This window comes from Pantoea sp. 1.19, assembly GCF_001922585.1.
GTDB lineage: Bacteria > Pseudomonadota > Gammaproteobacteria > Enterobacterales > Enterobacteriaceae > 1-19.
The window spans coordinates 639,555-663,975 of sequence record NZ_MRBS01000001.1 but is presented as its reverse complement, the minus strand read 5'-3'; the positions used below and the strand labels follow the sequence as shown (position 1 = coordinate 663,975).

Sequence of the window (24,421 nt, the reverse complement as noted above, 5' to 3'; positions counted from 1 at the left end):
CGCGCGCTTCCGCCGCGCTAAACAGCGGCCTCGCACTGCGTTTTTTGGGATACACTTTGGGATGACTATGACCACACACACACCGCAACGTGAGTATTTTTTTGACTCGATTCGCGCCTGGCTAATGCTACTGGGCGTGCCGTTTCACCTCTCATTGATCTACTCCAGCCACGGCTGGGCAGTGAACAGCGCCACGCCCAGCCTCTGGCTGACGGTATTTAACGACTTTATTCACGCCTTCCGCATGCAGGTGTTTTTTGTCATCTCCGGCTACTTTTCGCTGATGCTCTACCTGCGCTATGCCCCGTCGCACTGGCTCAAGATGCGTCTTGAACGGGTGGGCATTCCGATGCTGGCGGCGATCCCGCTTATCACCCTGCCGCAGTTTTTTTTGCTGCGCGCGTTCAGTCCGAAGGCCGGCGACTGGGACCACTTTACCCTGTACCAAAAGTACAATGCGCTGGGGTGGGATTTAATTTCACACCTGTGGTTTTTGCTGGTGCTGGTGCTGTTTACCCTGCTTGGCTATCTGCTGTTTCGGCGGCTGAAACAGTGGGGGCAAAATACAGACCATTCTGAGAGTAGTTGGACAAAATTAACGCTGATTTTTCTCACCTGGGCAGGCATGTGGGCGCTGTTTCGCCGGGCAATTCTTCTGACGCATCCGGCGCTGCTGGGCGACGGGCTGTTTCACTTTACCGTCATGCAAACGCTGCTTTACTTACCGTTCTTTTTGATTGGCGCGCTGGCTTTTATTCGGCCAGATCTGAAAACACTGTTCTTAACTCCGCGCCCGGCCACCTTTATCGGCGCCCTGCTGGCGTTTATCGCCTATCTGCTCAACCAGCGCTACAGCCTCGGCAGCGGCTGGCTGTACGAGCTGGACGCTATCATCAGTACGCTGATGGGCCTGTGGATGGTTAACGTAGTGTTTGCCTTCGGCCACCGCTTTCTCAATGCCCACTCTCCGCGCATCACCTGGCTGGTTAACGCCTCGCTGTTTATCTATCTGGTGCACCATCCGCTGACGCTGCTGTACGGCTTTTTTATTACTCCGCACATCGCCAGCAATACGCTGGGCTTTTTGCTGGGATTAGTGATGGTGTTTGGCTGCGCGTTCGCGCTGTATCAACTGCACCTGCGAGTAGCGCTGCTGCGCTTTTTATTTTCAGGCAAACCGCAGCGGGCAAAGGGATAGTCGGCCGCGGACGGCGGCCCTCAGGGAACGCTGGCTGGCCTATCCGCCGACGCACAGCTGGAGAGGATTACCGGCTCTGCGCCGTCGTGGTGGCGGGTATTATACCAGGTGAGAGAAAATAACAGGGTAACCGCGATCAGCGCCGCCGAGAGCAGCCCGATAATGGCGACCATTTTGTCATTATGATTATCCATGCACTCGTCTCTCTGTAACAAACACGGCCCGCCGTCAGGCGAGCCAGACGATAATTAACAGCACAAAGATTATCAGCGTGAAAGCGGTTACCGCAAGCACCAACAGGGCAAAATGCGCATCGGTCAACGGCGATGGCGTATCACGTTCGGGCGGAGGGGTCGGATGATGATTCATGACGTCGCTACGGTACTCATCCTGCCAGCAACGTCACGTCTGCCGCAGCCTGTAGTGGAAGAAAGCCGGCTGGGGAACAACCGCGGTTCGCCGCCTGGGCGGCCAGAGAGTGAGCATAGCACATTGCCGGTCCGCCGCCAGCGCTTTCCACCGGTTGCCGCGCGACGAGTGCGCTTATTGTTTAACCACCAGAAATTTAATAGACATCGCTTAAAAACACACCGATAATCAGTCAATAAGATTTTTCCTGGAATATCCACTGCGCAACGATGTAACTATGCCACGCTACCGACCGCCTGAAGAACGCGACGCCATTTTTGCGCAAATACTGGATCACAGTACCAACTCCATCTTTCTCGCCGACAGTGACGGATCGCTGCTGTTCGCCAACGCTTCCGGTAAGCGACTCTGGTCGCGCCTCTCCGAGCGCCGCCTGCTACTGTCCACCCTGCAGCAGGACGATCAGGTGCTCGAACTGCAAGATGGGCTGTCCCCACGCTTTGTCAAAACCCACTCGGTTATCACGCAAAAACCGCCGGCGTCACCGGAATATCTGTTTATCGGTACCGACGTCAGCGCCGAGCTGCTGGCGCAGGAAGAGGAGCGCCGCCTGCGCCGCCGGCTTGAGCAGACGCTGGAGATCGCCGAAGAGGGATTCTGGCTGTGGGATATCGGCGAGGGCTGGGTGTCACATAATCACTGCTGGAGCCGGCTGTTTGGCTTTGACGAAACCCGGCTGCGGCATCGCGACAGCGAACTGTTTACGCTGATTCATCCGGACGACCGCCAGCGCTATAGCGACGCGCTGGCCAGCCATTTACGCGGCGCGACGCCGGTCTTCAACTGTGAATACCGCATTATTCTTGCCCACCAGCAAACCGTCTGGCTGCGCAACATCGGCAAAGCGGTTCGTCACGACGAGCGCGGCATGGCGCTGGAGATGCTGGGTAAAGTCACCGACATTACCGAGAGCAAGGCGCGCGAGCAGGAGATGCACCAGCTGGCGTGGCACGATCATCTTACCCAGCTGGATAACCGCTCACGCTTTTTTAGCAAAGTGGACGCCGCGCGCGAACGGGCCCGGCTTAGCGGCAACTGGCATGCCCTGCTGTATCTCGATCTCAACCGCTTTAAGGACGTTAACGACAGCCTCGGCCACAGCGCCGGCGATCGGCTACTGGTCGAAGTGGCCAGCCGCCTGCGCCAGACGCTGCGCAGCGGTGACATCATTTCCCGGCTGGGCGGGGATGAGTTTGCGGTACTGATTCAGTCTCTCGGCGAGGATCGGACGCACGCGTACGACCGGCTGAGCGTGCTGGCCGAGCGCCTGATTGACGCCATCAGTCAGGAGTGTACGCTGGACGGCCACGTGGTGACCATCAGCACCAGCATTGGCATCTACCTGTTTCAGGCCGACGACCAGCCGGTCAGCGAAATGCTGCACAAAGCCGACATGGCACAGTACTACTCCAAGCGCAAACAGCAGCGCTGGATGCTGTGGTCACCGCGGCTGGGTGAAGCGCAAAGTCAGCGCGACAGCATTGAGCGCGGCCTGCGTCGCGCGCTGGACAATAACGAGCTGTTTCTGCTTTATCAACCGCAGTATCGTCGCGACGGACGCATCGACGGCGTGGAAGCGCTGCTGCGCTGGGAAAATGCCGCCGGTGAGCTGATTCCCCCGTCGCGCTTCATTCCGGTGGCAGAACACTCCGGGCTGATCATTACCCTCAGCGACTGGGTACTGGACCAGGTTTGCCAGCAGCTGCGCGCGTGGCAGCAACAACCGGCACTGGCCGCGCTGCGCGCGTCGGTGAACGTCAGCCCGCGTCAGCTTAAGCAGCCCGATTTCGTTCTGCGGGTTGAGCAGAGCCTGCTACGTCACGGCGTCCTTCCCGGCCGCCTTAGCATAGAGATGGCGGAAACCACCCTGAACGGCGAGCTAGCCGATGTCCAGCGCAAACTGCAGGCGCTGCAGGCGATGCAGGTCGGGGTTTCAATGGATAATTTTGGCACCGGCGACGCGTCGCTGACCGGGCTGCGCAATCTGGCAATAGGCGAGGTGAAAATCGATCGTTCGTTTGTGCTGGACATGAGCCACAACGCCGGCAACGAACAGACCATCCGCGCTATCGTAGCCATGTGCCAGGCACTGGAGATTGACGTGGTCGCCGAAGGGGTCGAGCAGGCGGCACACTACCGCTCGCTGGCGGCGATGGGCTGTCAGCGCTTTCAGGGCTGGCTGTTCTCCCGCGCGCTGCCGGCGCAGGAGATTGCCTCACTGATGCACGCAGCCGGCCCTCAGGCCAGCGCCTGACTGTAAAGCGCAAAGGCCTTCATACCGCCGGGCCGCGGCTGCCACGGCGCGCCGCGGACCATCAACGTGGGCGCGTCGACCTGGCATAATCCCCGCTGCGTCAGCCAGTCACCCAGCCCCGCCGCCGCCTCACTGTCCACCCGCACAACCTCGCCGGCCAGCGACGCCAGCGCATCGGCCAGCAGCCAGCGGGCGGCGAACGGCGTGCGCGCCAGCAGCGGGCCGATCTGGTAGCCGTGGCCAAAGCGCCGCACCGCCACCATTCCCTCGTCGCGCTGTGGCGAGCGCACCACCGTCACCTGCTGCGCGTCACTCAGCAGCGCGTGCATTAACGTGGGTCGCCAGAAGCCGCTGGCGGCATGGTCCCAGCGGGCCAGCCGCCAGAGATCATCGCGGCGCGCGGCGCGCCGCTGCCAGCCGGGCGGGAGCGGCGGCGCAGCCCGCGCCGGCAGGGACGCCGTTTGCTGCTGCACGACGCGGCCCGCGGGGATAAATCCCCAGCGGCGATACAGCGAAACGCCCGCCTCGGTCGCGTGCAGCCGGAGGGGGACATCCCCCAGCCGCGCCAGCGCGGCCTGCATCAGCCGCTGTCCGATGCCGCAGCGCTGCCGCTGCGGGTCGACCACCACCAGCCCGAGGGTCGCTCGCCGCCCCCAGCGCCAGTAAAGCAGCGTGCCGATGACCCTGTCCTGCTCCAGCGCGGCCAGTCCCTCTCCCAGACGCCATGCCTGCTGCCAGTCGGCCAGCCGGTGTGGCCAGCGCAGCTGCTGGGTCAGCGCCTGCGCCTGCGGCACATCGTCTGCGCACAGCGGCGCCAGACGGATATCCATCGCTCTCTCCTCGCCCGTGACCGCCACGCGGCGGCGCAGGCACTATAGCCTGAAGAGCGGGCAAACGCCAAAGTGCCGGCCGCACGGGTGCGGTCAGATTTCGAAGTCGATTGCCGGCTCTGCGCCACCGCTGCCGACCGGCTGCAGCGCCTGACGTTTGATCTCGTCCAGCGACAGGTTAGCGTTACACAATGCAATAAACTGCCAGACAAAATTACGCTGCAGCTGCCCCTGCTTCAGCCCCAGCCAGACGGTGCTCGGTGCAAACAGCGAACGGGCATCCAGACGCACCAGCCCGTTCTCCTCGTCGGCCTGGCAGGCCTGCTCAGCGAGGATCCCCACGCCCAGCCCCAATTCGACATAGGTTTTCACCACGTCCGAGTCCTGCGCGCTCAGCACGATATCCGGCTGCAGGCCGGCGTGTTGAAAGGCGCTGTCAACCCGTGAGCGCCCGGTAATACCCTGCCGGTAGGTTATCAGCGGATAGCGCGCCAGCTGCGTCAGCGTCGGCGGCTGCGTCGTCAGGGGATGATCCGCCGGCACCAGCAGCGCGTGATACCAGCTAAACCACGGGAAGGCGCACAGTCCGGCATGGCTCATCACCTGCTCACTGGCGATGCCAATATCGGCTTCGCCGGCCTGTAGCATCGCTACAATCTCCTGCGGTGAGCCCTGGTTCAGCTCCAGCCGCACCCCCGGCCACAGCTGGCGAAAAGCTTTTACTACCCGCGGCAGGCTGTAGCGCGCCTGGGTATGGGTGGTGGCGATGGTTAGCACGCCGCGGGTTTCGTTGGTAAACACCTCGGCCAGCCGCCGCACTTTACCCGCCTCGTCCAGGATGCGTTCAGCGATAGTCAACAGGGCCTTGCCCGGTTCGGTCATGCCCAGCAGCCGTTTTCCGCGGCGGATAAAAATCTCCACCCCCAGTTCATCTTCCAGATCGCGGATGTGGCGGCTGACGCCCGATTGCGAGGTATAGAGATGACTGGCGACCTCGGTGAGATTAAAATCGCAGCGCGCGGCTTCACGAATAATTTTAAGCTGTTGAAAATTCACGCCATGACATCCTCGTTACCGCCTGATTTCACGCTATGGTAGGGAGGCGTCGGAAGCACGACAAATAATAAAAAAAGCGTGTTTATTCGTTTAGGGTATATCAAACGGGGCCGGCCGTGCGGCCTCGCAGGGCCAGTCAGCCTGCCAGCATCAGCGCTCGCCCCTCGCTGACCGGTTTATGCGGCAGCGACAGCAGGATGTGCCGGACCGCCTGCGCCGCCGGTGACAGCGGCGCCCGCGCGGACACATTCAGGGAGAGCGGCAGCGTCAGCGTCGGGCTGGTAATGCGCGCCATCCACGCCTGGCCGGTACTGACCAGCGCGCGGGCGGCCGATTCCGGCAGCACGGTCACGCCCATGCCGCTGGCCACCGCCGCGCTGAGGGTGGCAATGGATTCGATCTCGCCGATGATGCGCGCGCTGAGGCGGCGCAGGGAGAAGGCCTCGTCGACGCGCTTGCGCACATCGCTCAAATCGCGCGGCAGAAACAGGCTGCGCTGCGCCACCTCGGCCAGATCGACGCTGGCGCCGGGGCAGTCACCGCTGCCCACCAGCCACAAATCCTCCTTCATCAGCGCCGTGCTGACGATCCCGCTGCCCGGCGCGCGGTCATACAGCACCGCCATATCCAGCTGGCCGTGAATCAGCTTCTCATTCAGCAGCGCGCCGCTGTTTTCATGCAGGTAAATCAGAACGTCGGGGTACTGCTCGCGCACCGCCCGCAGCAGCGGCATGGTCAACGAAGAGGCGGCGGTGCCCGGTGCGAGACCAATGGACACCTGCCCACTGAGAACCTGCCCGGCGTTCACCACCGCCAGCTGCGCCTGCTCACACTGGCGCAGGATGGTGCGCGCGTGCGCATAGAGAATTTTTCCCGCCTCGGTAGGCGTCACTCCGCGCTTGGTGCGAACCAGCAGCTGCTGATCCAGCTCACCCTCCAGCGTCGCCACCTGCTGGCTCAGCGCCGGCTGCGCGATGTGCAACACTTCCGCAGCCTGGGTCAGACTGCCAATATCCACGATTTTCACGAAATATTTGAGTCTTCTTAAGTTCATGATTGCCCCCGTCACGGTGTCGCCCTGCTCGCTATGAAATGGTCTGAAGCAAATCAGTGTGCAAGATGCAGGCCAACATACGGCAGCGGGAGCGGAGAGATAAGAAAAGCCGCTGGCAGCCGCGTGACGATAAGCGCAGGTAATACCGCAATGCGGCCAGCGGCGGCGGCCCGCACCAGCGCAGTGCAGCGCTGCACGGTGCGGGGGCGGCGTTTTCTCCGGGCGGTGAGGCCGGACCGCGCCGCCATCAGCCGATCGCGCGCGGTATCGGCGGGGCGGGCCCCGCGTCGCCGCTGGCGGGCGACGTCGCTAAATATGCTCACGTGGCGCAGGTTGCACACCGTCAATACCGCCCTCCGCTGGCGAGGTGAGAGGGTGCGTAACCGCGGGATCGGCTCGCTTCCCCCCTCCGGGCAGCCGGTCGCTGTCGGCCGCGCGGCGCTCTGGGCGTTGCCGTCGCGTGCAACGCCCAGCGCATGGCTACGGCCACACCGCTTTATCCCCTCTCCCCTCTGCCCTCGCGGCTGAACCTGCGGGACCTGCGGGACCTGCGTGCTAATGTCGATTCTTAGCCCGGTCATCCCGGGGCTGAGAACGCGGCTTTACAATCCGCTGTGAATAACGCGTGCCGCGCGTCCGGCAGCGGCAGCGGCAGCGGCATCGCCGGAATGTGACGCCCCGGGGAAAACCAGGCGCCCCGTGCGGTAAAAACACGCAATCTGCTGAAAATCCCGGCAGTCGCACCCGCGCCGGCGTTTTCCCCCTTTACAACCCCGATGGCGCGCAGTATTATGCGCCCCGTTCCAGACAATTCCTCTGTAGTTCAGTCGGTAGAACGGCGGACTGTTAATCCGTATGTCACTGGTTCGAGTCCAGTCAGAGGAGCCACATTTAAGAAACCAGACGTCAGCAGACGCCTGGTTTTTTGCTTTTTACCCATTGTTTATCCCCTCCCGCTTCCCGACACGCGTCGGGTCAACACCACCCAGCGCACTCCCCTTTGCCGGGCTTTGCTGAACAACGCAGACTTCGGGTGCGCCACGCCGTCGCGAACGGGGTCTTCAGGCGATGCGCGCGCCGGCCGGCGAACCGCTCTCCGTCGCGTTGTTCAGCCCCTGCGCCACGGCCTGAGCCCCTGCGACCTGACCACCGTCGGCCGCAGCGCCTGTGATTTACCGAATAACGGCTTCACCCGGTACGGTACCGCTGTCGCTATCAAACGACGCTGATATTCGGCTATCCGGGTCCACCGGCGCGGCTCCCGCTCAGCCGCGGATTCGCTACCGCGCGATTGCGGTCGGCGTACGTACCGGCCGGCCGCCCCTTTCGCGCCGGGATAAGGCCGCCGGCGTGCTGACGCCGCTGTTCATCGTGACCTGAGCGGGTGTCCTCCGCCCCGTGCGCTGCGGCGGTGCGGATTTTCGCCGGGTCTGCCGGATAAGCCCCGACCCGGCTTCAGCACCGGTCACACTGTCCAGCCGCAGGTCCGCCCGCAGGGTTTGCTGCGTTTTGCCGTCAGCGGCCAGAGGCGTGCCTGACCGTGTTTTTTGATCCGCCATTCGCCTTCACCACCGACCTTCAGCCCGGTGGGATCGGTCATCTGATGTCCCATTTCCTCCCGGCCTGGCACGTTGACACTGGCATTAACCGGGCTGGCCCGCTTCCTGACGCTGGTGTCATTCAAACGGCGCAGCGGTTTGTTCATCCGGGCAAAAATGGAATCAACCCAGCCCGCGGTGGTCCGCAGGATGGGCCGGAATACGCGTTTAATCATCAGGAGCGCAGTGATGACAAGGTCTGTACAGCGCGGCGACTTTCCCGGAAAGAGGACGCTTCTGACTCATACCAGGCCTGAATGGCCTTTACATCCCACCAGACAGTGAGGGAGTCAGGGTTGATGTGGGCTTTGTTGTCGATAAGCCAAAGGGTGATCCTGAATGCCTCCCCGGCCACGGGTCTGCCTGGATTGTCAGGGGATACGTGCCCTGGTCCTCCAACTCAGTAAACGTTCGATTTATTCATTATCGCCACCAACGGATTACGCTTACCGATTTAGAGAGGCAAGGATCGACGACTGGCCTGTTGCCGGCCGCTGTACTTGTGCGTATCCATAAGAAGCGGGGGTTACCCCGGATTTTATGCCCCCGACGGATAGCGCCCGTCCGGATAGCCCCTCCCGGGAGCGGGAGCGCAACGAACGGGAACGGCTCATCCTCCCGCTGGCGAGCGGAAAACCGCCCCCTTCGTCGGCCTCTCCCGATACGCGTAGCCGTGCAGATGGCGGTCGCGACCCCCTCCCTCCACCGTCGGTGTTTAGTCGGCCCGGCCCGGAAAAATGTCTATTCAGCGAGGCGTAGCAGCCATCTCCGTCGCCGACTTGTTGCCGGCGCCGGGGACTGGCATGATGTTTGCCGTTCCTTTTCTGTTACCGGAGTTCTCTTTTGCTGCGTTCCCTTCGCCCTGATGTGTTGCGCATTCAAATCGTCACTCACCTGTGTGGTCTGCTGGTATTTTTGTACGGGTTTTCGATGCTGCCGCCGATGCTGATTGCGCTACTTGATCGCGAGCGCAGCTATCTGGCTTTTTTTACCACCTTTGCCTTCTGCGCACTGCTGGGCGGGGGGGCCTGGCTGGCCACGCGGCGGGCCGGCATGCAGCTGCGTACCCGCGACGGTTTTGTCATCATTTCCCTGTTCTGGCTGCTGTTTTCGCTGATCAGTGCCCTGCCGTTCTGGCTGGATGACGGCCTGCAGTTCCGCCTGGCGGACGCGCTGTTTGAAGGGGTGTCCGGCATTACCACCACCGGCGCAACGGTGGTCAGCGACGTCAGCGCGCTGCCGCGCGCCTGGCTGTGGTACCGCGCCCAGCTGAACTTTATCGGCGGACTGGGCGTTATCGTGCTGGCGGTGGCGGTGCTGCCGCTGATAGGCGTCGGCGGCATGAAGCTCTATCAGTCGGAGATGCCCGGCCCGTTCAAGGAGGAGCGGCTGACGCCGCGCATTGCCGATACGTCACGCAACCTCTGGCTGACCTATTCCCTGCTGGGGCTGGTCTGCAGCCTGGCGTACCGGCTGGCGGGCATGCCGTGGTTTGATGCCTTTTGTCACGGGCTGTCGACGGTCTCGCTGGGCGGTTTTTCTACCCGCAGCGAGAGTCTTGGCTACTACGACAGCCTGCCTATCGAAGCGGTCGCCGGCCTGTTTTCACTGCTGTCAGCGATCAACTTCACCCTGTACTTTGTCGCGCTGAGCCGCCGTACCCTGACGCCGTTCCTGCGCAACGTCGAACTGCGTTTTTTTCTTCTGGTCGTCGCGCTGCTGGTGGCGATCGTCACCTGGCAGGTGTGGCGGGCCGGGATGTATGGCATCGGCGCAAGCCTGGTGCACGCCTTTTTTCTCAGCAGCTCCATGATAACCGATAATGGTCTCGCTACCGGTGATTATGCCAACTGGCCGTCGCACACCATTGTCCTGCTGCTGACCGCCAGTTTTTTCGGCGGCTGCGTAGGCTCTACCTGCGGCGGAATCAAGGCGCTGCGCTGCCTGGTGTTGTTCCGCCAGAGCCGCCAGGAGCTGCACCAGCTGGCGCATCCGCGCGCGCTGCTTAGCGTGCGCATTGGCGACACGCCGCTGAGCGATCGCGTGCTGCGTTCGGTATGGAGTTTTTTCTTCCTCTATCTCGCCTTCAGCGTGTTTTTTGTCGCTACGCTCAATGCCCTCGGCTATGACTTGCTGACCAGCTACGCCACCGTCGCCGCCTGTATCAATAATATGGGGCTGGGCTTTGGCGATACCGCGTCCACGTTTGGCACGCTGCAGCCGGCGGCAAAATACCTGATGTGCGCGGCAATGATCCTCGGTCGTCTGGAAATTTTCCCGATTCTTATCCTCTGCTCACGCTTTTTCTGGCGGGCCTGAGCCGCCGCCGGGCCGGCGCACTGCCGTGCCCGGCTTCACAGTTTCACTCTCCTGTTTTCACTGTTTTTCCGCCCCGCCGCGGATAAAAACGCACAGTGCGCCTGAAAGGCGCGCTGATTAATGCGTTGTAGGCATTAATGCATGTTAACAAGGCAATTATCTCACCGCCGTCTCTCGGTCAGTCTGCCGCTTACCCCGCGGCCCGTGCTGCCGCCGATTTGACTCTGGAGCCTGTGCTATGTCTTTATCTTCTGCCCTGCGCGGCGATCTGCGCGCCCGCGCGGGCGCGATTTTTCGCGTCACTTCGGCGAATTTCCTCGCACAGTTTGATCTCTTCCGGTTCGGCTTTTACGCCGCCTACCTCGCGCAGGCGTTTTTTCCCGCCAGCAGCGATGTTGCCTCGCTGATGATGATCTTTGCAGTGTTTAGCGCCGGCTTTTTGATGCGCCCCATCGGGGCGGTGGTGTTGGGTGGCGAGATCGATAAAGTGGGCCGCCGCCAGGGGCGGATTGTCACGCTGTCGCTGATGGCGGTCGGCCCCTTTTTGATTGTGCTGGTGCCCCGTACGCCACCATCGGCCTGTGGGCACCGCTGCTGGTGCTGACCGGCCGCCTGCTGCAGGGCTTTTCCGCCGGCGCCGAGCCGGGTGGCGTCTCGATTTACCTCGCTGAAATCGCCCCCCGGGACGAACGGGCTTCTACACCAGCCGCCAGCCTGCCAGCTGGTGGCGATCGTGGTGGCCGCCGGCCGGGGTTTGCGCTGAAGGCGCTACTGGATGACGGCGCGCTGCGCGCCTGGGACTGGCGGATCCCGTTTTTCGTTGGCTGCCTGATCGTCCCGTTTATTTTTGCACTGCGCCGCAGGCTGAAGGAGAGCGACGCATTCGCGCACCGCCGCGCTCATCCCGGCCTGCGCCGGGTGTGTAGTACCCTGCTCGGTCAGCGGCGAATTGTCGCGGCCGGCATGCTGATGGTGGTAATGACCACCACCGCCTTCGACCTGATTACCGTCTGTGCGCCGACCGTTGGTAAGCGGGTACTGCTGCTGAGCGCCTCCGACAGCCTGCTGGTGACGCTGCTGGCGGCGGTCTCCAGTTTCTGCTGGCTGCCGGTGGGCGGTGCCCTCTCCGACCGCGTCGGCCGCAAGCCGCTGCTGATTATCCTGAGCCTGACCGCACGGCTGACCACCTGGCCGGCGCTGAGCCTGCTGGCGGCGGCGCCGGGATTCGGCATGATGCTGGCCGTGTTGCTATGGCTGTCAATGATTTACGGCTTGTATAACGGCGCGATGACCCCGGCGCTGACCGAAGTCAGGCCGGTGCAAGTACGGGGCGCGGGCTTTTCGCTGGCTTACAGCCTGACCACCGCGCTGTTCGGCGGGGTCGACCGCGCCGATCGCCTGGAGCGGCGATAAAGCGTCGCCGGCATACTGGATGAGTATCGCGGCGCTGTGCGCCCTGTTTGCCACGTTCTATCTCTATCGCCAGGCGCGTCGCCCGCAGGCGGCGCCGGTTCCCCAACACTGAGACAGGTAAAAAATGAAAAGACAAGCAGGGGGATTCGCGCTGCTGCTGCCGGGCGTTTTTAGCCAGACGGCGGCCGCGGCCGGCCAGCCAGCCAGCCAGCCAGCCAGCCAGCCAGCCAGAGTTAACCATCATGATTTCCGGCGGTTTTAAAGCGGCCTGGCAGCCGCTGTCGCCCGAGTAGGCGCGCACCCACGGCGTGACGCTGAAAACCGCGCCCGGATCGTCGATGGGCCAGTCGCCGCAGGCCATTCCCGGGCGGCTGGCGGCCGGAGAAAAAGCGGACGTGGTTATCATGCCAGGCTACGCGCTGGCGGAGCTGGAGCGGCAGGAGTGGGCGATCTCGGGCGGTCGCGTTGAGCTGGCGGATTCGCGAATCGGCGCCGTGGTGCCCCGCGTCCGGATATTCATGACAAGGCGGTGCTGCGGCAGACGCTGGAGGCGGCTCCCAGCGTCGCCTGGTCCGACAGCGCCAGCGGGAAATACCTCAGCGAACAGCTGTTTCCCCGCCCCGGCGTCGCCTCGCGGTGATGGATCATCAGGTCGGGAAAACGCCGCTCGCCCGCGGCGTGGCCGCCGGCAATGACAGCCTCGGCTTCCGGCAGGTCAGCGAACTGCTGCCGGAGCCGGGCGTGACGTTTATCGGTAATATCCCGGAAAACCTGCAGTCGGTCACCCGCTTTGCCGGCGCGGTAGTGCACGGCAGCGACCATCCGCAACAGGCGCCGCTGCGCTGGCTGGCCTCGCCGACGGTGCAGACGCGGATTCGCGCCACCGGCCTGGATTCGGTACCGGCCTGCAACGCCACGGCCACTACGGCTGCGCGCCAGCCACAATCCGCTGCCGCAGCGCCTCAGCGAGCGGCGTCAGGGCGCGCCCGCGGCGGGTTAACAGCCCCACCTGCCGCCGCACCACCGGATCAGTCAGCGCTATACCGGTGAGCACCGGATGGCCGCTGGCCGGCAGCGCCATCGCGAACGGCGGCGATCCCCAGGCCCGCTTCCGCCATCCCTGGCAGGGTGGTGGCGTGCCGGGTCTCGCAGACGCTTTCGCATGATGGCCTCAGCTCACCGCGGGCGCGGTCCAGCCGATGCCGGTTACCGGAGCTTTTATCCAGCCCTGCCCAGGGATGGCTGTAACAGGTTGACCAGCTTACCGATGGCGCCCGGGCCAGCGGGCGATCGCGACGACAAGCCGCCGCGTAGACTTCATCCACCAGCGGCAGAAACGTGACATCCGGCTGCGGAGCGCCGAGAAAGCTCAGGCCAAAATCTGCCTGACCATCCATGACCGCGCTGTAGACGTTACCGGCACGGATATCCATTAGCCTGATGCACACGCGCGGATAGTGCTGCTGAAACCCGGCCATCGCCCGCGGCATGAAGTAGTAAGCGGCCGAGGGCACACCGGCAACCGTCACGCGTCCGCTGCGCTGCTGCGCCACGTCGCTGATATCGACCACGATCGCGTCAAAATCGGCAATCAGGCGTTCGGCACGCGGCGCAACAGTACGCCCCATCAGCGTCACCTACCTGCGGGTGGTGCGCTCAAACAGTTTGACGCCGAGCGCGTCCTCCAGTTTTTCAATCCACCGGCTCAGCGCCGGCTGCGACAGGCAGATAGCTTCGGCCGTGCGGCACCAGCGCGCGAAAAGCGTAGAGGTCGCTCAGGCCAAACGGCATGATTATTCCCGGGTAATGAGCTGCTCCCGGGCGTTAAAGAAGCGCCCGGAGGCCAGATAGCCGGCAATGATGGTGGCAATACTGGCGGTGCCGAGCAGCATAAACGTGACCATTATCTGATATTTTATCGCTTTCACCGGATCGATACCGGCAAAAATCAGTCCCGACATCATGCCTGGCAGGCTCACCAGCCCGACGGTTTTGGCGCCGTCGATGGTCGGGATCATCGCCGCGCGCACGCTGTCGCGCAGGATACTGCCCGCGGCCAGGCGCGGTGAGGCCCCCAGGCTGAGCATCTCCTCAATCTTCGCCCGGTTATCGGCAAAGCGCTGAATCAGGTTGTTGTAGCACAGTCCCACTGCCACCATGGCGTTACCGGCTATCATGCCGGTGATGGGAATCACCTGCATGGGCACAAAGGCAATTGCCCCGCTAAACACCAGAATCAGCAGCGTCAGGGTAGTGCTGACGGTGATGGCCGTGAAGGCGATATACAAGGCATATTCGCTGTTCTGGCTGCGCTTGCGGGCATTCGCCGCGGCGTTCACGCAAATAAACAGCACCATGCTGAGCGTCAGCCAGGTATTGTCGAGCTGAAAAATGTACTTCAGCACAAAACCGACCAGAATCAGCTGCACGACCGCGCGGCCAACGCCAATCAGAATATCTTTACCCAGCCCCAGCTTCTCCCGCTGGCTCACCGCCAGCGCAATCAGCACCAGCGCCAACGACAGCAGCAGCGATCCGTTAGTTATGGTGTGTTGGTTCATGCGGCCTCCTGGCCTGGCGGGGTCAGCGTCAGCACCCGGCCATCCAGCGCCGGCTCCTCATTATCGTGGCTGATCCACAGCACCGCCACGTTATGTTCCGCACTCAGGCGGGCAATCAGCTGATAGACCGTGGCCTTATTGGCCTCGTCCAGCGCGCTGGTGACTTCATCAAGTAACAACACCTCCGGCATAAATTGCAGATTGCGCAGCAGCGCGACCCGCTGCTTTTCGCCGCCGGAAAGCCCGGCGATCGGCGAATCCAGCCGCGCCGAATCCAGGTTCACTTTGCTAAGCCAGTCGGCCAGCCGCTCACGCGATGGCGTTTGCTGGCGAATCTGCCACGGCAGCGCCAGGTTGTCGTACACCGTCTGGCCAAACAGCGCCGGGGTCTGCATACACAGCGACACCTGGCGCCGCCAGCATTGCGGCGCAATCTGCTCCATCGGCTTACCGTTGAGGCGAATGTGTCCGCTGGACGCGGTCAGCAGGTTGGCCACGATGCGAAGCAGGGTCGTTTTACCACAGCCGGACGGCCCGGCCACGCGCAGCGTTTCGCCCGCGGACAGCTGGAAGGAGACCGGCAGCAGCAGCGGTGTTCGCTTTAGCGTAAGGGAAATTTCCTGCACGTCGAGCAGGGGGGGAGTATTCGACATCATCCATCATCCTGAAGGGAAAATAAATCAGGACATGATAGCGGAAAAACGCCGCACGGAGCGGCGTTTTTTTGCCAGTCAGCCGGGCTGCCGGCGTAAATCAGTGCTTCGCGTCGGGCGCGTAGTCAATAACGATAGGATCGTCCGGCAGCTGCGTGAACTGCGTAATGATGTGGTGATAGTCAGCCTCCGGCTGCAGGCTGGCAAACTGCGCCGGGTAAATCGCCTTCGCCAGCACCTCCATCCCGATAATGTTATACGGGTGGTTGTAGAAGTGGTGATACACACCGCTGACGCGCCCGGCCTTCACCGGTGCCACCTGATCGACGCCGCGGCGCTGGGTCAGGCGGGTAAACACCGGCGCCACTGCATCGCGGCTGACGTTGTAGCCAAGCGGCAGTACATTGTCGTTATGGCGCTTCGAACCGGTCATGATGTAGACATCGGGGCGCATCGCGATCACCTTTTCAAGGTCGACAAAGCCCGAGGCCCCCGGCAGCAGCGCGGATCCAATATTCTTACCGCCGACCGCTTCCACCAGCCCTCCCCAGCCATTATGGCTGTGCGTAAAGCAGCAGTTTTCGCTGTTACCGGCGATCGGTTCAATAAACACCGTGGCTTTTTGGGTCAGCCGGGCGCGGGTATCGGTAAGGGTTTTCTGCCGCGCGGTGTAGAAGTCAGTGAACGCTTTGGCGTGCGCTTCCTGGTTCAGTGCGGTACCCAGCAGGGTGATGCTGCGCGCGGTGTTCTGCGCCGGATGTAGCTCATAATCAATAAACATGACCGGAATATGCAGTTTTTGTAGCGCATCCAGTACGCCGGTCTGCTGCAGCGCCGGTTTAGCGCGCAGCTGGGCAATCATCAGATCCGGCTGCTGAGCAATCACGCTCTCAAGGTTCACTTCGCCGCGATCGTTAAACCCCATATCAATGATATTTTCCGCGTCCGGCCAGGCTTTCTTCAGCATTGCCCAGGTCTGCACGTCCTGCTTTTTCGCCAGATTGTTCCAGGCCACCACCCGGCGGAAGGGATTATCGCGGTCCAGCAGCGCCATGGCCATAATGTCGCGCCCGTCCTGCAGGATAACATGCTGCGGCTCTTTATTGAGGGTGATTTTTTGGTTATCCAGGTCGGTAATCTGCACCGGATAGGTGGTGGCTCCCAGGCCCGCGGAGGCCACCATCAGGCTGGATACCAGCCACGTACGCATTTTCACTGTCGACTCCTGCACGCATAAATAAGAGCGATAATTATTATCAAATACGCGCAACAATGAACAGCCGCAAACGCCCGACGGGGTGGCGTTTGTTGTTTTTCTCACCGCCGGGTTGGCCACCAGATCACCAGCAACCCGCTGACAATCAGCACCACGCCGGCCAGCTTCAGCCAGTGAAACGGCTCCTGCATGCCCGGCAGCAGGGTTGCCGCCGCCCACACCAGTACGTAGCTCAGACTGAGTAGCGGATAAGCCCGACTGAGCGGCAGCTGGCGCAGCGCCAGAAACCAGCACAGCATCGAACAGCCATAGGCCAGCAGCCCGGCCAGCAGGGCCAGCGCCAGCGTCGGCTGGCCCTGCAGCGCACCAAGCAGCAGCGAGGGACGTTCAGCCGGTGGCAGCGCCTGCATCGCGCCGCGCAGCAGCAGCTGCGCAACGCTGACCAGCAGCACGCTGGCCGCGGCCCACGCGCCGCCCTTCACGCCCAGCTCCCGAGCAGCGCCACCCCGGTGACGATCAGCGCAATGCCGCCCCAGTGACGCGCGCTGACCGGCTCCCGCCATAGCAGACGCGCCGCCAGCACCACCAGAATCACATTCAGGCTGAGCATCGGGTAGGCCACGCTCACCGGTACCCGCTGCAGTACCCACAGCCACAGGAGCATCGCCAGCCCGAGCAGCAGCAGGCTCAGCGCCAGCCAGCGCAGCACGGCGGCGCGGCCCTGCTGCCGTGCCGCCTGCTTCTGGCACAGCTGTCCGGCGCAGCTGATCAGGCTGACCAGCAGGATCAGCAGCAGATTCACGGCTGCGCGCGCCAGAACAGCAGCATCAGTCGGCCCTGCCGCCACTGCGCATCGGCCGGAGGCAGCGCGTCGGCGGCGCGATCTTCCTCCTCACCGCCCAGCTTCATCAGCAGCGCAACGCTGCCCGCGCGGCGGTGCGTCTGCAGCCAGCCGACAAAATCCTGGTCGGGAATAAAGCGGCCGGCGGCGTCAGCATAGCTCAGGCCGTAGCGCACTTCGCCCGGCTGCTGGAACAGCAGCACGTCGCTCCGGCGCAGCGCCCAGGCCAGCGACGATGCAATGCCCGGATTGTTGGCCAGCACAAAACGGCTCGCCTGCAGCGTCGCCAGGTGCTGGTCGACAAATGCTTCCGGCTGCTTGGAGTCGCGAACCTTACCCGGGATCGCCGTTCCCACCAGCAGCGCCAGCGCCAGCGGACAGGCTGCCGCCCAGCGCCAGCGGGCATCCGGTGCGCGCAGCGTCAACAGCCCGACCAGCGCCCAGCCAAGGAAGATGATCAGCGCCGTCAGCAGCGGCAGCATTTCATCCCAGCCGTACACCGGGCGCCTGGTCACCCCCCACGGGGCCAGCACCAGCAGCACCGCCGCCGCGCACAGCAGGCCGAACAGCAGATTGATAAGCGCATTCGCACGCAGCGCCGCGCTGCGCGCCGGCAGCCGGGCGGCCGCGCAGGCCATCAGCATCGCCAGCGGCGCAAAGCACGGCAAAATGTAGGTCGGCAGCTTGCCTTTGGCGATGCTGAAAAACAGCAGCGGCATCACCAGCCAGCAGAATAGCCAGCCACAGGCCGGCTGCTGGCGCCGGCTCTGCCAGCCGGTGCGCAGCGCCGCGGGCAGCAGCCCCGCCCAGGGCAGCGCGCCGAGCAGCAGCACCGGCAGGTAGTACCAGAACGGTGCCTTATGCTGCGCGTTATCCTCCGCAAAGCGCTGAATATGCTCCACCCAGAAAAAGTAGTGCCAGAAAAAGGGCTCGCGATGATGAATCGCCAGCGCCCAGGGCGCGCTGACCGCCGCGGCGCTCAGCACCGCCAGCGGGCCATAGCCGAGCAGCGTCCGCCACCGTCCCTGCCACAGCGCCCAGGGCACCACCGCCACCACCGGCACCGCCAGCGCCAGGAAGCCTTTAGTCATAAAGCCCATGCCGCAGGCAACGCCCAGCAGCAACCACCAGCCGATGCGCTGCCCGCGGGTCACCGCCTGCATCGCCTCCCAGCCGGTGACCATCGCCGCCACCAGCCACAGGGTGATCATCGGGTCAAGCACCGCGTAGGTGCCCACGCCATACACCAGCAGCGAGGTCAGAAAAATGCCCCCGGCGGTCAGCGCGGTAGTACACGATTCCCCCACGCGGCGCATCATCCACATCACCAGCAGCGCCGTCAGGCTAATGGCCAGCACCGAACCAAAACGCACGCCAAAATTGCTGTGGCCGAACAGCCACTGGCCGAGGTTATTGATCCAGTAACCGGCGACCGGCTTTTCAAAATAGCGCAGGTCAAAAAAGTGCGGCACCACCCAGTCGCCGCTGGCCAGCATTTCGCGGCTGATCTCGGCATAGCGCAGTTCATCGGGCTGCCACAGATCGCGATACTCCAGCGGCAGCAAGTAGTAGATGGCCCAGGCGATCAGGCCCAGGCCCAGCCAGCGATAGCGGGTCATGCGGTCGCCTCCAGCCCGTGTTGTACGCCCAGCCACCCTTCCCGCCCGGCCAGGCGGCCACGCACCACCCGACCGGCCGGCAGCCCGGCGCTGGACGGCGGCAGCAGCTCACCGAGCGGACAAAAGTGAATACCGCGCGCGGCGGCGGCGCTCAGCAGCGCATCAAACTGCGCCAGCTGGCTGATGCCTTCCACCTCAGCGTGAATGGTATAGACCGGCGTGCCGCGATCGGCGTCGATGGCGCGCAGGATAAACGCATTGTAATCCTCCGCGCTGACCTGCGATCCCACTACTTCATCCCAGGTAGGCAGCGTAACTGGGATCTGCACCGCGCCGGCGCGGCCGTCCGGCAGCTGTGGCACAAAGGGGGCGCAGCCGCGGCAGTCGCTGTTCCACGCAAACCCGAACGCTTCCTTGGCGGCCAGCACTCGCCCGTCGGCGCGCCAGCCGGCCACCGCCGAGCAGGTCACCGGCCGGCCGGCAATCGCCTCCAGCGCCTGTTTGCCGCGGGCTATCTCGTCGTGCAGCCGCTGTGACGACCAGACGCCGGCCCAGGTTTGCCACGCGAAGTGGTCCCAGGCGTGCAGCCCGATCTCGTGGTCCTGCGCCGCCGCGCGGATCACCGGCGCCAGGCCGCGTCCGATCTGGCGTCCTGGCCAGGCGGTACCGGCCAGCAGAATATCCCAGCCGTACAGCGACGCGGCGCGCGAACGCAGCATCTTCCACAAAAACGCCGGCTTCATCAGCCGCCACAAGTGGCGGCCCATGTTGTCCGGTCCGACGCTAAAGAAGAAGGTGGCGCGAATACCGTGGCGCGCCAGCAGGGCCTGCAGCGCCGGCACGCCATCGCGCGTGCCGCGCCAGGTGTCGACATCAATACGCAGTCCGACGTGTCTCATTGCGGATCGTCCACGCCTTCTACGGTGCGCAGGAAAAAGTCGAGGGTTGTATCGATGGTCTGCTCCATCGCCACCGTCGGCGTCCAGTTCAGCAGGCGGCGGGCGTTATGGATAGCCGGTTTGCGGTGTTCCACGTCCTGATAGCCCTTACCGTAGTAGCTGCTGCTTTCCACTTCGCGGAAACCGGCAAACGGCGGAAAGCGATCGCGCAGCGGATGGCGCTCAAAGCTCGCCAGCAGCTGCTCCGCCAGCTCGCGGATGCTGGCTTCGTTGTCCGGATTACCAATATTGATGATCTGGCCATCGCAGTTGTTATGCTGATTTTCGATGATGCGAAACAGCGCTTCCACGCCGTCGCGGATATCGGTAAAGCAGCGCTTTTGCGCCCCGCCATCGATCAGTTTGATCGGCGATCCTTCGACCAGATTGAGGATCAGCTGGGTGATAGCGCGGGAGCTGCCAATGCGCGCGGCATTAAGGTTATCGAGGCGCGGTCCCATCCAGTTGAAAGGCCGGAACAGGGTAAAGCGTAGCCCCTCTTTGTCACCGTAGGCCCAGATCACCCGGTCCAGCAGCTGCTTGGATACCGAGTAAATCCAGCGCTGCTTATTGACCGGGCCGACCACCAGATTGGAGTGGTCCTCATCAAAGTGGCTGTCGGTACACATGCCGTACACTTCAGAGGTGGACGGGAAGATGATACGTTTTTTGTATTTCACGCAGTCGCGGATGATCTTCAGGTTCTCTTCAAAATCGAGCTCAAAGACCCGCAGCGGATTGCGCGTGTATTCGATCGGCGTGGCAATCGCCACCAGCGGCAGCACCACGTCGCACTTCTTGATGTGATACTCGATCCACTCGGAGTGGATGCTGATATCGCCCTCGACAAACTGAAAGTGCGGATGGCCGATAAACCGGCTAATGGCATCCGAACCGATATCAAGACCAAAGACCTCAAAGTTATCATCCTGCAGCAGCCGCTCGGTCAGGTGATTGCCGATAAAACCGTTAACCCCAAGGATCAGCACCCGCGTGCGCCGCTTCACTGCCGACACCGGCAGGCTCGACAGCAGCGCGCCCTTGACCAGGCCGAGGGTCTGCGCCAGCTGGCTCCCCTGGACGTAAACGCCGTTGTCGCTCTGGCCGGTCAGAATTTCCAGCGCCCCGTCGCCGCAGGCCACCTGCAGCGGGTCGACCGACAGCACGGTCCCCGGTTTCGCCGCCGGCAGGTCCTGGCGGACCCGCCCTTTCCAGACGATAAATTTTGCCTGGCCCACGTAGCCGAAGGCGCCAGGCCAGGGGTCGCTGACTGCGCGCACCAGGTTATTGATTTCGCTGGCGCTGCGCGCCCAGTCGATGCGGCCATCTTCCGGCGTGCGGCGGCCAAACACCGTGGCCGCGGCGGCGTCCTGCTCGCGCTCGACGAGCTGGCCCGCCCGCAGTGCCGGCAGCGCACTGGCCAGCAGCTCGCCGGCGGCGGCGGTCAGTTTGTGGTGCAGAGTCAGCGCGGTGTCTTCCGCGGCGATCGCCACCGTCGACTGCGCCAGAATTGGCCCGGCATCGGCGCGGGTGACCATGCGGTGCAGGGTCACTCCGGTTTCGCTCTCGCCGTTTGCCAGCGCCCAGTTCAGCGGCGCCCGGCCGCGATACTTCGGCAGCAGCGAACCGTGCAGATTAAACGCACCGCGCGGCGCCAGCTGCAAAATCGCATCAGAGAGCAGATCGCGGTAATAGAATGAGAACATCACCTCCGGCGCCAGCTTGCGCAGGCGATCAACCCACAGCGGGTGATTGACCTCTTCCGGGGCAAATACCGGAATGCCGCGCTCGGCGGCCAGACGCGCCACGGAGCCAAAGAAGTGGTTCTCGCTGGGGGCATCGGCGTGGGTAAAAATCGCCGCAATCTCATAGCCGGCTTCCAGCAGCGCGGTAATGCCGACGCAGCCCATATCGTGATAAGCAAAAACCACCGTTTTCATACGTTTTCTTCCTCAGCAGCGCCTGACCGGGCAGGCTTAACAACGCGTTGAATAAAATAGCGCGGACGGGCGCGCACATCGGTATAGATGCGGCCAATGTATTCGCCCAGCAGGCCCATGCCGATAAACTGCGCCCCGATAAAAATGAACAGCACCGCAAACAGCATAAATACGCCCTCGGCGGCCCACTGCGGGCCAAAAAACAGCCGCAGCACCACCAGCACCAGCGACAGCGCAAACCCCGCCAGCGCGATGGCGCTGCCGAAGACGCTGAGCAGCCGCAGCGGCGTAGTGGTCAGGCAGGTCAGCAGGTCATACATCAGGTTAATCAGCCGCATCAGGCTGTATTTTGAGTCGCCAAACTCCCGTTCGGCGTGCAGCACCGGAATGTCAATGGCCCGGCGGGCGAAGGTATTGGCCAGAATCGGAATAAAGGTACTGCGCTCGTGGCAATTGAGCATGGCATCGACAATGTGGCGGCGGTAGGCGCGCAGCATACAGCCGTAGTCGCCCATCGCTTTGCCGGTGGTGCGCTGGATCAAATGGTTAATTAACCGCGAGGCGTTTTTGCGAAAGCGGCTGTCCTGGCGATTCTGCCGCACGGTGCCCACCACGTCATAACCCTCTTCGGCCACGCTAACCAGCCGCGGGATCTCCTCCGGTGGGTTTTGCAGATCGGCATCAAGGGTAATGATCAGGTCGCCGCTAACGTGGCTGAAGCCGGCCATGATCGCCGAATGCTGGCCGTAGTTGCGGTTAAGCAGTACGGCGACGATATGGCTGTCCGGAGCATTGGCGGCCTCGGCCAGCATCTCACCGGAGCGATCGCTGCTGCCATCATCCACCAGCAGCAGCTCCCACGCTTTACCCAGCCCCTCGCAGGCGGCGGTGGTGCGCCGGATAAGCTCCGGCAGGCTCTGTTCTTCGTTATATACCGGGATCACCACGGAGACTTTGGTAATCGGTGTATCGTTCATCATGAGGCGTTCCCTGTCAGGCGGGTCAGTGCAGAAATTACCCGATCGACATCCTGATCGGTCATATCGGGAAACAGCGGCAGTGAGCAGATGCGATCGCTGTTCCATTCGCTGTTCGGTAACGACAGCTGGGGAAAACGCTCGCGGTAATATTTTTGCAGGTGGACCGCGCGGAAATGCAGTCCGGTACCGATGCCCTCCGCCTTCAGCGCCGCCATCAGCGCATCGCGGCTCAGGCCGCAGCGCGTGGCGTCCACCCGGACAATAAACAGGTGCCAGGCGTGATGGTGGCCGGCGTCCGGCAGCGCCAGCGGCATCAGCGGCAGACAGGCCAGCGCCTGCAAATAGCGCTGCGCAATGGCGGCCCGGCGGGCGTTCAGCGCCTCCAGCCGCGACAGCTGGGTCAGGGCGATAGCGGCGTTAATGTCGGCGAGGTTGTATTTGAAGCCCGGTGTCATCACCTCTGCCTGCGGCGCGCGGCCGTGAGTTTGACGGTCATAAGCATCCACCCCGAGGCCGTGAAACTTCAGGCTGCGGATGCGATCCGCCAGCGCCGCATCGTCGGTCACCACCAGTCCGCCTTCCGCGCAGGTGATATTTTTAATCGCGTGGAAGGAGAAAATTGCCGTACCGCTGGCGCCGACGTGGCGCCCGTGGAAGCGGGTGCCCACGGCGTGAGCGGCATCCTCGATAACCGGGATACCGTGACGCTGCCCGAGCGCCTGAATCGCGGTAATATCCGCCGGAGCACCGGCGTAGTGCACCGGAATGATCGCTTTAGTACGCGGGGTGATCGCCGCCGCAATCTGCTCCGCGCTGACCATCAGCGTATCGCTGTCGACATCCACCATCACCGGCTCGGCGCCGAGCAGGCAGATCATATTCAGCGTGGAGACCCAGGTCATTGCGGGCGTAATGACTTCGTCGCCGGGGCCGATGCCCAGCGCCATTAGCGTGACGTGCATGCCGGCGGTGGCGGAGCTGAGCGCCACCGCGTGAGGACTGCCGGTAAGCTGACAAAACGCCGCTTCCAGCTGTTGATTTTTGGGGCCGGTGGTGATCCAGCCGCTGCGCATCACCTCCGCCACCGCCGCCAGTTCGGCCTCGCCGAGCGCCGGGCGGGAAAACGGTAAAAACTCTGCCATGCTAAGGTCCCATCATCATTGCTTTCACCAAAAAAGTCCGCCGTCTGTCAGGGACAGCGCAGCGCCACTGTGGCACAGAATTCCTTTCGCTTTTTGAACCTCAGCTTAACCATAATCCCGAAATATTAGGAACAGATTAAGAAAAAGCATGATTACGCCATAAGTCATAAAAATGACCATACTGTTTAAGTGCGGTTTATCGTCAGCATTATCCCGGCCAGCTAACGGCGCAGAATGCGCTGCAAAGTGTTACTGACCATTCTTCATTCGTCAAGAATCCCTCATTTATTCAATGTTCATACTGAGTAAGCGAATTAAATAAGACGGGCGTATAATGGCGGGCAACATAGCTTGCAGTGCGCTCCCCACGCCGAATGGGC

At 62.8% G+C, this 24,421-nt stretch carries 20 protein-coding genes, 1 tRNA gene and 3 pseudogenes; 7 read left to right on the top strand and 17 right to left on the bottom strand.

Features of this window, described 5'->3' with window-relative positions:
- Positions 1-67 precede the first annotated feature (67 nt).
- Positions 68-1,198, top strand: coding sequence for a glucans biosynthesis protein MdoC (gene mdoC / locus BS626_RS03345; protein ID WP_075180955.1), 1,131 nt, complete (start codon positions 68-70; stop codon positions 1,196-1,198).
- 20 nt (positions 1,199-1,218) lie between these two features.
- Here mdoC and BS626_RS18555 read toward each other — a convergent pair whose 3' ends face one another.
- Positions 1,219-1,392, bottom strand: a complete 174-nt coding sequence (locus BS626_RS18555; protein ID WP_170870426.1) for a hypothetical protein — start codon at positions 1,390-1,392, stop codon at positions 1,219-1,221.
- Between the two features lie 452 nt (positions 1,393-1,844).
- On the opposite strand from BS626_RS18555, the gene BS626_RS03340 reads away from it, so the two are divergent.
- Positions 1,845-3,881 carry a bifunctional diguanylate cyclase/phosphodiesterase gene (locus BS626_RS03340; RefSeq protein WP_075180954.1) on the top strand — a complete coding sequence of 679 codons (2,037 nt, stop codon included), beginning with the start codon at positions 1,845-1,847 and terminating at the stop codon, positions 3,879-3,881.
- Here BS626_RS03340 and BS626_RS03335 read toward each other — a convergent pair.
- From BS626_RS03335 to BS626_RS03320, 4 genes are all read right to left on the bottom strand, one after another.
- Complete coding sequence (locus tag BS626_RS03335; protein ID WP_075180953.1) at positions 3,866-4,711, bottom strand: GNAT family N-acetyltransferase; 846 nt, start codon at positions 4,709-4,711, stop codon at positions 3,866-3,868. The genes BS626_RS03340 and BS626_RS03335 overlap by 16 nt on opposite strands.
- Positions 4,712-4,804: 93 nt before the next feature.
- Positions 4,805-5,767 carry an HTH-type transcriptional regulator Cbl gene (gene cbl / locus BS626_RS03330; RefSeq protein ID WP_075180952.1) on the bottom strand — a complete coding sequence of 321 codons (963 nt, stop codon included), beginning with the start codon at positions 5,765-5,767 and terminating at the stop codon, positions 4,805-4,807.
- A gap of 136 nt (positions 5,768-5,903) precedes the next feature.
- Positions 5,904-6,821, bottom strand: coding sequence for a nitrogen assimilation transcriptional regulator NAC (gene nac, locus BS626_RS03325; protein WP_075180951.1), 918 nt, complete (start codon positions 6,819-6,821; stop codon positions 5,904-5,906).
- Positions 6,822-6,874: 53 nt separating this feature from the next.
- Complete coding sequence (locus tag BS626_RS03320) at positions 6,875-7,168, bottom strand: hypothetical protein (protein ID WP_075180950.1); 294 nt, start codon at positions 7,166-7,168, stop codon at positions 6,875-6,877.
- Positions 7,169-7,633: 465 nt separating this feature from the next.
- Here BS626_RS03320 and BS626_RS03315 point away from each other — a divergent pair.
- Positions 7,634-7,709, top strand: a tRNA-Asn gene (locus BS626_RS03315).
- 173 nt (positions 7,710-7,882) lie between these two features.
- On the opposite strand, the pseudogene BS626_RS03310 reads toward BS626_RS03315, so the two are convergent.
- Positions 7,883-8,774 (bottom strand): annotated as a pseudogene (locus BS626_RS03310) (transposase).
- 488 nt (positions 8,775-9,262) lie between these two features.
- On the opposite strand from BS626_RS03310, the gene BS626_RS03305 reads away from it, so the two are divergent.
- From BS626_RS03305 to BS626_RS19045, 4 genes and pseudogenes are all read left to right on the top strand, one after another.
- On the top strand, positions 9,263-10,738 hold the full coding sequence (locus BS626_RS03305) for a TrkH family potassium uptake protein (RefSeq protein ID WP_075180949.1): 1,476 nt from the start codon (positions 9,263-9,265) through the stop codon (positions 10,736-10,738).
- Positions 10,739-10,976: 238 nt separating this feature from the next.
- Positions 10,977-11,342 (top strand): MFS transporter, encoded by a 366-nt coding sequence (locus BS626_RS18765; RefSeq protein ID WP_083615882.1) that lies wholly within the window; start codon positions 10,977-10,979, stop codon positions 11,340-11,342.
- Positions 11,336-12,151, top strand: coding sequence for an MFS transporter (locus tag BS626_RS18760; protein WP_240494251.1), 816 nt, complete (start codon positions 11,336-11,338; stop codon positions 12,149-12,151). The genes BS626_RS18765 and BS626_RS18760 overlap by 7 nt, the downstream gene beginning before the upstream one ends.
- Positions 12,152-12,369: 218 nt before the next feature.
- Positions 12,370-13,057 (top strand): annotated as a pseudogene (locus BS626_RS19045) (substrate-binding domain-containing protein); the annotation flags it as partial.
- A gap of 16 nt (positions 13,058-13,073) precedes the next feature.
- Here BS626_RS19045 and BS626_RS03290 read toward each other — a convergent pair.
- From BS626_RS03290 to arnB, 11 genes and pseudogenes are all read right to left on the bottom strand, one after another.
- Positions 13,074-13,942, bottom strand: a pseudogene (locus BS626_RS03290) (LysR substrate-binding domain-containing protein).
- Positions 13,943-13,944: 2 nt separating this feature from the next.
- Positions 13,945-14,712 carry an iron export ABC transporter permease subunit FetB gene (gene fetB / locus BS626_RS03285; protein ID WP_075180947.1) on the bottom strand — a complete coding sequence of 256 codons (768 nt, stop codon included), beginning with the start codon at positions 14,710-14,712 and terminating at the stop codon, positions 13,945-13,947.
- A complete protein-coding gene (locus tag BS626_RS03280) occupies positions 14,709-15,365 on the bottom strand; it encodes an ATP-binding cassette domain-containing protein (protein ID WP_075181127.1) in 657 nt (218 codons plus the stop codon). Before BS626_RS03280 ends, fetB begins: the two co-directional genes overlap by 4 nt.
- A gap of 100 nt (positions 15,366-15,465) precedes the next feature.
- Complete coding sequence (locus tag BS626_RS03275; protein WP_075181126.1) at positions 15,466-16,575, bottom strand: ABC transporter substrate-binding protein; 1,110 nt, start codon at positions 16,573-16,575, stop codon at positions 15,466-15,468.
- Between the two features lie 107 nt (positions 16,576-16,682).
- Positions 16,683-17,063, bottom strand: a complete 381-nt coding sequence (arnF, locus tag BS626_RS03270) for a 4-amino-4-deoxy-L-arabinose-phosphoundecaprenol flippase subunit ArnF (protein WP_075180946.1) — start codon at positions 17,061-17,063, stop codon at positions 16,683-16,685.
- Positions 17,060-17,383 carry a 4-amino-4-deoxy-L-arabinose-phosphoundecaprenol flippase subunit ArnE gene (gene arnE / locus BS626_RS03265; RefSeq protein WP_075180945.1) on the bottom strand — a complete coding sequence of 108 codons (324 nt, stop codon included), beginning with the start codon at positions 17,381-17,383 and terminating at the stop codon, positions 17,060-17,062. The genes arnF and arnE overlap by 4 nt, the downstream gene beginning before the upstream one ends.
- A complete protein-coding gene (gene arnT / locus BS626_RS03260; protein WP_075180944.1) occupies positions 17,380-19,041 on the bottom strand; it encodes a lipid IV(A) 4-amino-4-deoxy-L-arabinosyltransferase in 1,662 nt (553 codons plus the stop codon). The genes arnE and arnT overlap by 4 nt, the downstream gene beginning before the upstream one ends.
- Positions 19,038-19,940 (bottom strand): 4-deoxy-4-formamido-L-arabinose-phosphoundecaprenol deformylase, encoded by a 903-nt coding sequence (arnD, locus tag BS626_RS03255; RefSeq protein ID WP_075180943.1) that lies wholly within the window; start codon positions 19,938-19,940, stop codon positions 19,038-19,040. The genes arnT and arnD overlap by 4 nt, the downstream gene beginning before the upstream one ends.
- On the bottom strand, positions 19,937-21,919 hold the full coding sequence (arnA, locus tag BS626_RS03250) for a bifunctional UDP-4-amino-4-deoxy-L-arabinose formyltransferase/UDP-glucuronic acid oxidase ArnA (RefSeq protein WP_075180942.1): 1,983 nt from the start codon (positions 21,917-21,919) through the stop codon (positions 19,937-19,939). Before arnA ends, arnD begins: the two co-directional genes overlap by 4 nt.
- Positions 21,916-22,899 carry an undecaprenyl-phosphate 4-deoxy-4-formamido-L-arabinose transferase gene (gene arnC / locus BS626_RS03245; RefSeq protein ID WP_075180941.1) on the bottom strand — a complete coding sequence of 328 codons (984 nt, stop codon included), beginning with the start codon at positions 22,897-22,899 and terminating at the stop codon, positions 21,916-21,918. The genes arnA and arnC overlap by 4 nt, the downstream gene beginning before the upstream one ends.
- Positions 22,896-24,041: a UDP-4-amino-4-deoxy-L-arabinose aminotransferase gene (gene arnB, locus BS626_RS03240; RefSeq protein ID WP_075180940.1), complete on the bottom strand. Its 1,146-nt coding sequence runs from the start codon at positions 24,039-24,041 to the stop codon at positions 22,896-22,898. Before arnB ends, arnC begins: the two co-directional genes overlap by 4 nt.
- Positions 24,042-24,421: the final 380 nt, after the last annotated feature.

Coding starts and splice junctions, on each gene's coding strand:
- mdoC (WP_075180955.1), top strand. CDS start 68: ATGACCACACACACACCGCAACGTGAGTATTTTTTTGACTCGATTCGC.
- BS626_RS18555 (WP_170870426.1), bottom strand. CDS start 1,392: ATGGATAATCATAATGACAAAATGGTCGCCATTATCGGGCTGCTCTCG.
- BS626_RS03340 (WP_075180954.1), top strand. CDS start 1,845: ATGCCACGCTACCGACCGCCTGAAGAACGCGACGCCATTTTTGCGCAA.
- BS626_RS03335 (WP_075180953.1), bottom strand. CDS start 4,711: ATGGATATCCGTCTGGCGCCGCTGTGCGCAGACGATGTGCCGCAGGCG.
- nac (WP_075180951.1), bottom strand. CDS start 6,821: ATGAACTTAAGAAGACTCAAATATTTCGTGAAAATCGTGGATATTGGC.
- BS626_RS18765 (WP_083615882.1), top strand. CDS start 10,977: ATGTCTTTATCTTCTGCCCTGCGCGGCGATCTGCGCGCCCGCGCGGGC.
- fetB (WP_075180947.1), bottom strand. CDS start 14,712: ATGAACCAACACACCATAACTAACGGATCGCTGCTGCTGTCGTTGGCG.
- BS626_RS03280 (WP_075181127.1), bottom strand. CDS start 15,365: ATGTCGAATACTCCCCCCCTGCTCGACGTGCAGGAAATTTCCCTTACG.
- BS626_RS03275 (WP_075181126.1), bottom strand. CDS start 16,575: ATGCGTACGTGGCTGGTATCCAGCCTGATGGTGGCCTCCGCGGGCCTG.
- arnT (WP_075180944.1), bottom strand. CDS start 19,041: ATGACCCGCTATCGCTGGCTGGGCCTGGGCCTGATCGCCTGGGCCATC.
- arnD (WP_075180943.1), bottom strand. CDS start 19,940: ATGAGACACGTCGGACTGCGTATTGATGTCGACACCTGGCGCGGCACG.
- arnA (WP_075180942.1), bottom strand. CDS start 21,919: ATGAAAACGGTGGTTTTTGCTTATCACGATATGGGCTGCGTCGGCATT.
- arnC (WP_075180941.1), bottom strand. CDS start 22,899: ATGATGAACGATACACCGATTACCAAAGTCTCCGTGGTGATCCCGGTA.
- arnB (WP_075180940.1), bottom strand. CDS start 24,041: ATGGCAGAGTTTTTACCGTTTTCCCGCCCGGCGCTCGGCGAGGCCGAA.